This is a genomic window from Allostella sp. (assembly GCF_041913585.1).
Taxonomy (GTDB): Bacteria; Pseudomonadota; Alphaproteobacteria; order ATCC43930; family Allostellaceae; genus Allostella.
On the sequence record NZ_JAYSFE010000188.1, the window covers coordinates 1 to 6,294 of the forward strand.

General features: G+C 72.3%; 6 protein-coding genes. 5 read left to right on the forward strand and 1 reads right to left on the reverse strand.

The genetic code is table 11. The annotated features are described in order from the left end of the window. Positions 1-116: 116 nt before the first annotated feature. The 5 genes from ACE3Q3_RS22275 (at position 117) to ACE3Q3_RS22295 (ending at position 5,915) form a co-directional block, all read left to right on the forward strand. A complete protein-coding gene (locus tag ACE3Q3_RS22275) occupies positions 117-701 on the forward strand; it encodes an HPF/RaiA family ribosome-associated protein (protein WP_374449699.1) in 585 nt (194 codons plus the stop codon). Between the two features lie 76 nt (positions 702-777). After that, positions 778-2,028, forward strand: a complete 1,251-nt coding sequence (locus tag ACE3Q3_RS22280) for a sarcosine oxidase subunit beta family protein (RefSeq protein WP_374449701.1) — start codon at positions 778-780, stop codon at positions 2,026-2,028. A gap of 11 nt (positions 2,029-2,039) precedes the next feature. Further along, complete coding sequence (locus ACE3Q3_RS22285; RefSeq protein ID WP_374449703.1) at positions 2,040-2,330, forward strand: sarcosine oxidase subunit delta; 291 nt, start codon at positions 2,040-2,042, stop codon at positions 2,328-2,330. After that, on the forward strand, positions 2,327-5,326 hold the full coding sequence (locus tag ACE3Q3_RS22290; protein ID WP_374449705.1) for a sarcosine oxidase subunit alpha family protein: 3,000 nt from the start codon (positions 2,327-2,329) through the stop codon (positions 5,324-5,326). The genes ACE3Q3_RS22285 and ACE3Q3_RS22290 overlap by 4 nt, the downstream gene beginning before the upstream one ends. Continuing rightward, a complete protein-coding gene (locus ACE3Q3_RS22295) occupies positions 5,319-5,915 on the forward strand; it encodes a sarcosine oxidase subunit gamma (RefSeq protein WP_374449706.1) in 597 nt (198 codons plus the stop codon). The genes ACE3Q3_RS22290 and ACE3Q3_RS22295 overlap by 8 nt, the downstream gene beginning before the upstream one ends. On the opposite strand, the gene ACE3Q3_RS22300 is transcribed toward ACE3Q3_RS22295, so the two are convergent. Continuing rightward, positions 5,908-6,294, reverse strand: a 387-nt coding sequence (locus tag ACE3Q3_RS22300; RefSeq protein WP_374449708.1) for a thiamine pyrophosphate-dependent enzyme, incomplete at its 5' end; no start/stop codon positions are given. The two genes, ACE3Q3_RS22295 and ACE3Q3_RS22300, sit on opposite strands and share 8 nt — an antisense overlap.

Consider the following 6,294-nt stretch of genomic DNA (forward strand, 5'->3'; position numbering starts at 1 on the left):
GGCCTTGATACTCCCGCATTCCGACCGACATGCAAATGGAAGGAGGTGCAAGGGCTGGGGCGGGCGCCACCCGCGACGGGACCCGTGGAAAAGAGCCACCCGACAGAGAGGATCGCATGCAGATTCCACTGCAGATCACCTTCCGCAACATCGACCCCTCGGAGAGCGTCGAGGCGCGCGTGCGCGAGCGGCTCGGCCGCCTCACCAAGTTCAAGGACCGCATCACGAGCTGCCGGGTCGCCATCGAGGCGGTGCGCCGGCAGAAGCTCGCCAAGCTCTTCAAGGTCCGGGTCGAGATCGCCTATCCCGGCGGCGAGATCGCGGTCACCCGCGAGCATCACGACGCGCAGTCCCACGAGGGCGTCTATCTCGCCATCAACGAGGCGTTCGAGGCGGCGCGCCGGCAGCTCGCCGACAAGGCCGAGCGCCAGGCCGGCATCGTCAAGTCGCACGAGGTGCCGACCCACGGCGTCGTCGAGCGCCTGTTCCCGCGCGAGGGCTACGGCTTCGTCAGGATGCCGGACGGGCAGGAGGTCTATTTCCACCGCAACGCCGTGGTCGACGACGGCTTCGCCGGCCTGGAGGTCGGCGCCAAGGTGCGCTGCGAGATCGCGGAGGGCGAGGGGTTGAAGGGGGCGCAGGCTTCCACGGTGCGCCTCCTGAACCACAATCTGCCGCCGGTGGAGCGCATGCGCGCCTGACGCTCATGGCGCGTTAGACAAGCGGCCATCGGCTCGCCTACCCTCGGGCCGCCCGCGTCCCGCGGCCCGAGGGTGGATGCAGCGATTTTCCTTCTTCCAGCTGGCGCTGAACGCGCTCGACCGGCACCGGTCGTGGCCGGCCTACTGGCGGGACGCCGCCCCGCGCGAATCCTACGACACGGTCATCGTCGGCGCCGGCGGTCACGGACTGGCGACGGCCTACTATCTCGCCAAGAACCACGGCATCACCGACGTCGCGGTGCTCGAGAAGGGGTGGCTCGGCGGCGGCAACACCGGCCGCAACACGACCATCATCCGCTCCAACTACCTGTGGGACGAGAGCGCCCACCTCTACGAGCATTCGCTGAAGCTCTGGGAGGGGCTGTCCGCCGACCTCAACCTCAACGTCATGCTGAGCCAGCGCGGCGTCCTCAACCTCGCCCACAACCTCCACGACGTGCGCGAGGGGGTGCGGCGGGTGCAGGCGAACCGCCTCAACGGCATCGATGCCGAGTGGCTGTCGCCGGAGCAGGTCAGGGAATTCTGCCCGATCATCGACATCGACGCCCGCCGGAGACACCCGGTCCTTGGCGCGACCCTGCAGCGCCGCGGCGGCGTCGCCCGCCACGATGCGGTCGCATGGGGCTATGCCCGGGCGGCCGACGCCCGCGGGGTCGACATCGTCCAGAACTGCGAGGTCACCGGCATCGATGTCGCCGGCGGCCGCGTCACCGGCCTCCAGACGACGCGAGGGGCCATCCGCGCCCGCCGCGTCGGCCTCGTGACGGCCGGCCATTCGTCGGTGCTGGCGGCGATGGCGGGATTCCGCCTGCCGGTGCAGTCGCATCCGCTGCAGGCGCTGGTGTCCGAGCCGATCAAGCCTGTCCTCGACTGCGTCGTCATGTCGAATGCCGTCCATGTCTATGTCAGCCAGTCCGACAAGGGCGAACTGGTCATGGGCGCCGGCATCGACGCCTTCAACTCCTACGCCCAGCGCGGCTCGTTCCACGTCATCGAGCACCAGATGGGCGCGCTCCTGGAACTGTTCCCGATCTTCAGCCGCCTGCGCATGATGCGGACCTGGGGCGGCATCGTCGACGTCTGCCCCGACGCCTCGCCGATCATCGGCCGGACGCCGGTCGACGGGCTCTTCCTCAACTGCGGCTGGGGCACCGGCGGCTTCAAGGCGACGCCGGGGTCGGGCTGGGTCTTCGCCCACACGATCGCCACCGGCGAGCCGCACCCCCTCAACGCGCCCTTCCGCCTCGACCGCTTCGCCACCGGCGCGCTCATCGACGAGCACGGCGCCGCGGCGGTCGCCCACTGAGATTCCCTACGATGCTGCTGATCCCCTGTCCCTGGTGCGGCCCGCGCGAGGAGACGGAATTCGCCAACGGCGGCGAGGCACACATCGCCCGCCCGCTCGACCCCACCCTGCTGTCCGAGGCGGAGTGGGGGGAGTACGTCTTCCTGCGCGACAACCCGAAGGGCTGGATGCGCGAGCGCTGGGTCCACAGCCAAGGCTGCCGCCGCTGGTTTAACCTCGTCCGCCACACGGTCACGCACGAGATCGCCGGCGCCTATCCGCCGGGGGCGCCGCGGCCGCCGCTGCCGGGCAAATCCGCATGACCGGATTCCGGCTCCCCGCCGGCGGGACCGTCGACCGCGACCGGCCGCTCGGCTTCACCTTCGCCGGGCGCGACTTCTCGGGCTTCGCCGGCGACACGCTGGCCTCGGCCCTGCTCGCGTCCGGGGTCCGCGTCGTCGGCCGGAGCTTCAAGTACCATCGGCCGCGCGGCATCTATTCGGCCGGTGCCGAGGAGCCGAGCGCGCTCGTCCAGATCGGCCGTGGCCCGCGGTCGGAGCCGAACGTCCGGGTGACCCAGGCCGAGCTCTTTTCGGGGCTGGAAGCGACCCCGGTCAACGCCTGGCCGTCGCTCCGGTTCGACCTCGGCGCGGTCAACCAGTTCCTGTCGCCGCTGCTCGTCGCCGGCTTCTACTACAAGACCTTCCTCGGGCCCCGCGGCTGGTGGCAACGGGTCTACGAGCCGGCGATCCGACGCATGGCGGGAATGGGCAGGGCGCCGACCGAACCCGACGCCGACCTCTACGACCATGTCCATGTCCATGCCGACCTGCTGGTCGTCGGCGCCGGCGCGGCCGGTCTGGCGGCGGCGCGCGCCGCCGCGGCGGCCGGCAGCCGCGTCGTGGTCGCCGACGACGGGGCGGTGCCGGGCGGCGACCTGCTCGCCTCCGGGGCGACGGTCGAGGGCCGGCCGGCGGCGGCCTGGGCGGCGGAGACGGCGGCGGCCCTGCGCGCGCTGCCGGACGTGACGGTGCTCGCGCGCACCACCGTCCTCGGCCTCTACGACCATGGCTATGCCGTCGCGGTCGAGCGGCGGACCGACCATCTGCCGCCCGGCACGGCCGCCGGACACGCGCGCCAGCGCGTCTGGCACGTCCGTGCCCGGCGCACGGTCGTCGCCGCCGGGTCGCACGAACGGCCGCTGCTCTTCTCCGACAACGACCGGCCGGGGGTCATGCTGGCGGGTGCGGTGCGGACCTATGCCCGGCGTTTCGGCGTCGCCTGCGGCCGCCACCCCGTCTTCGTCACCAACAACGATTCCGCCTATGGCGCGGCGCTCGCGCTCGCCGATGCCGGCGTCCCGCCGGTCGCGATCGTCGATCTCCGCCCGGCGGCGCCGCCGGCGGCCGAAGCGCTCGCCGGCCACGGGGTCGAGATCCTGGCCGGGCGGGTGCCGGTCGGGGTGCGCGGCCGGGCCGGTGTCCGGGCGATCGAAGTCCGGGCGCTGGAAGGCGAGCGCGCGGCCGGCTCGGTCCGCCGGATCGACTGCGACCTGGTCGCCGTTTCGGGCGGCTGGAATCCGGCCGTCCACCTGCTGGGCCAACTCCGCGCCGCACTCGCCTGGGACGAGGACCTGGCGACCTTCCGGCCGCAGTCGCTGCCGCCGGGACTGGCCGTCGCCGGTGCCGCGGCGGGAGCCTTCGCGCTTGCCGAGTGCCTGGCGACCGGCCACGCCGCGGGCGAGGCGGCGGCCGCCGCCGTCGGCGGGCGAGGCCGGGCCGCCGCGCCGGTGACGCCCGCAACGCCTGCCGAAACCGCGCTCCGGCCCTTCTGGGGCCTCGCCGAGGGCAGTCGCGGCAAGGCGTTCGTCGACCTGCAGAACGACGTCACCGCGGCCGACATCGCCCTCGCGGCGCGCGAGGGGTTCCATTCGGTCGAGCACGTCAAGCGCTACACGACCGCCGGCATGGGCACCGACCAGGGCAAGCTCGGCAACGTCACGGCGGTGGCGTTGCTGTCGCGGGCGCTGGCGAGGCCGATGGATGCGACCGGGACCACGACCTACCGGGCGCCCTACGTCCCGGTCGCCTACGGCGCGCTCGCCGGGCGCCATGTCGGCGCGCTGTTCGATCCCGAGCGGATCACGCCGATCCACGCCCGCCACGTCGCCGGTCTTGCAGTGTTCGAGAATGTCGGCCAGTGGAAGCGGCCGCAGTACTTTCCGCGCAACGGCGAGGACATGGAGCGCGCCGTCCAGCGCGAGTGCCTGGCGGTGCGTGGCGCCGTCGGCATGATGGACGCCTCGACGCTCGGCAAGATCGAGGTGCGGGGGCCGGACGCCGCGCGCTTCCTCGACCGCTTCTACGTCAACCCGATCGCTTCGCTGGCGGTCGGGGCCTGCCGCTACGGCGTGATGTGTCGCGAGGACGGCATGGTCTTCGACGACGGTGTCGTTCTCCGTCTCTCCGCCGACCGCTTCTTCGTCACGACGACGACGGGCGGCGCGGCGCGGGTGCTCGACTGGTTCGAGGAATGGCACCAGACCGAATGGCCCGAACTGCGGGTCTTCTCGACCTCCGTCACCGAGCAGTGGGCGACGGTGGCCCTCGCGGGCCCGCGGGCGCGCGACGTGCTGGCCCGCCTGATGCCGGGGACCGACCTGTCGGCCGCCGTCTTCCCCTTCATGACCTTCCGCGACGGCGCCGTCGCCGGGATGCCGGCACGGATCGCCCGGGTCAGCTTCTCGGGCGAACTCGCCTTCGAGCTCTCGGTCGAGGGGACGCTGGGCGAGGCCCTGTGGGATGTCGTCGCCGAGGCCGGCCAGCCCTTCGGCATCACCCCCTACGGCACCGAGGCGATGCATGTGCTGCGGGCGGAGAAGGGATTCTTCATGGTCGGGCACGAGACGGACGGCACGGTGACGCCGATCGACCTCGGGCTCGAGCGTATGGTCGCCAGGCGCAAGGATTTCCTGGGCAAGCGGTCGCTCGCGCGCACCGACACCGCGCGCGCCGACCGCAAGCAGCTGGTGGGACTGCTCCCCGACGACCCGGCGACGCTCATCGACGAGGGCGCGCAGCTGGTGGACGAACCGGTGCTGCGGACGCCGATGCCGATGATCGGCCACGTCACGTCCAGCTACCGCAGCGCCGCCCTCGGCCGCACCTTCGCGCTGGCGCTCGTCCGCAATGGCCGGGCGCGCATCGGCGACCGGGTCTTCGCGCCGCTGGTGCGGCCGGCGTCGGGTGAGATGATGGTCGCCGCGCGCATCGTCGATCCCGTCTTCTACGATCCGGCGGGAGAGCGGCGCGATGGTTGAGCGGCACGGGACGATGCTCGACGGGCTGGCGGCCGAGATGGCGGCGGCGTCGGGCGACGCCGTCGCTCTGGCGGCCCTGCCGCTCCTCGGCCAGATCACCTTTCGCGGCGAGCCCGCCTGCCTGCCGCTGGCGGCGGCCGCCTTCGGGACCGGCCTGCCGGCCGCCAACCGGTTCGAGTCCGACGGCGCCCGGGCGGCGCTCTGGCTCGGCCCCGACGAATGGCTGCTGGTGCTGCCGCGGGCGGAGCTGGCGACGACCGTCGCGCGCTTCGACATGGCCCTGGCGGGGGCGCATTTCGCCGCCGTCGACACCTCGTCCGGGCGGCTCGGCCTGGAGCTGTCCGGGCCGCAGGCGCGGGCGGTGATGGAGAAGAGCTGCCACATCGACCTGCACCCGCGGCGCTTCGGCCCGGGGCATGTGGCGCAGTCGACGGTGGCGCGGGTGCCGGCGATCGTGCTGCAGCGGGACGAGCGGCCGACCTACTGGATCTTCGTCCGCCCGTCCTACGCGCCGTACCTGGCGCGCTGGCTGATCGACGCCATGGCGGAGTTCCGCCTGGCGCCGATCGCCGGCCTCGCGCCTACTTGAAGCTGGAGATCTCGGTCTCCTTCGAGGTGATGAACTCGAGCAGGACGGGCACGCCCTTGCGCGTCTGCTCGATGCCGCGCTTGATCGCCGGGACGATGTCCTCGGGCTTGGTCACCCGTTCGCCATAGCCGCCGAAGGCGCGGGCCATCGCCGCATAGTCGCCGGAGATGTCGGTCGCCCGGTACTTCTCGGTCGAGACCTGCATGATGTGCAGCTCGATCGCCATCGAGAAATTGTTGAGCAGGATCGACATGATCGGGATGCGCTCGCGCACCGCGGTCTCGAAATCCATGCCGGTGAAGCCGATGGCGGCGTCGCCCCAGACGTTGATGCAGAGCTTGTCCGGGCAGGCGAGCTTGGCGCCCATGGCGAGGCCGAG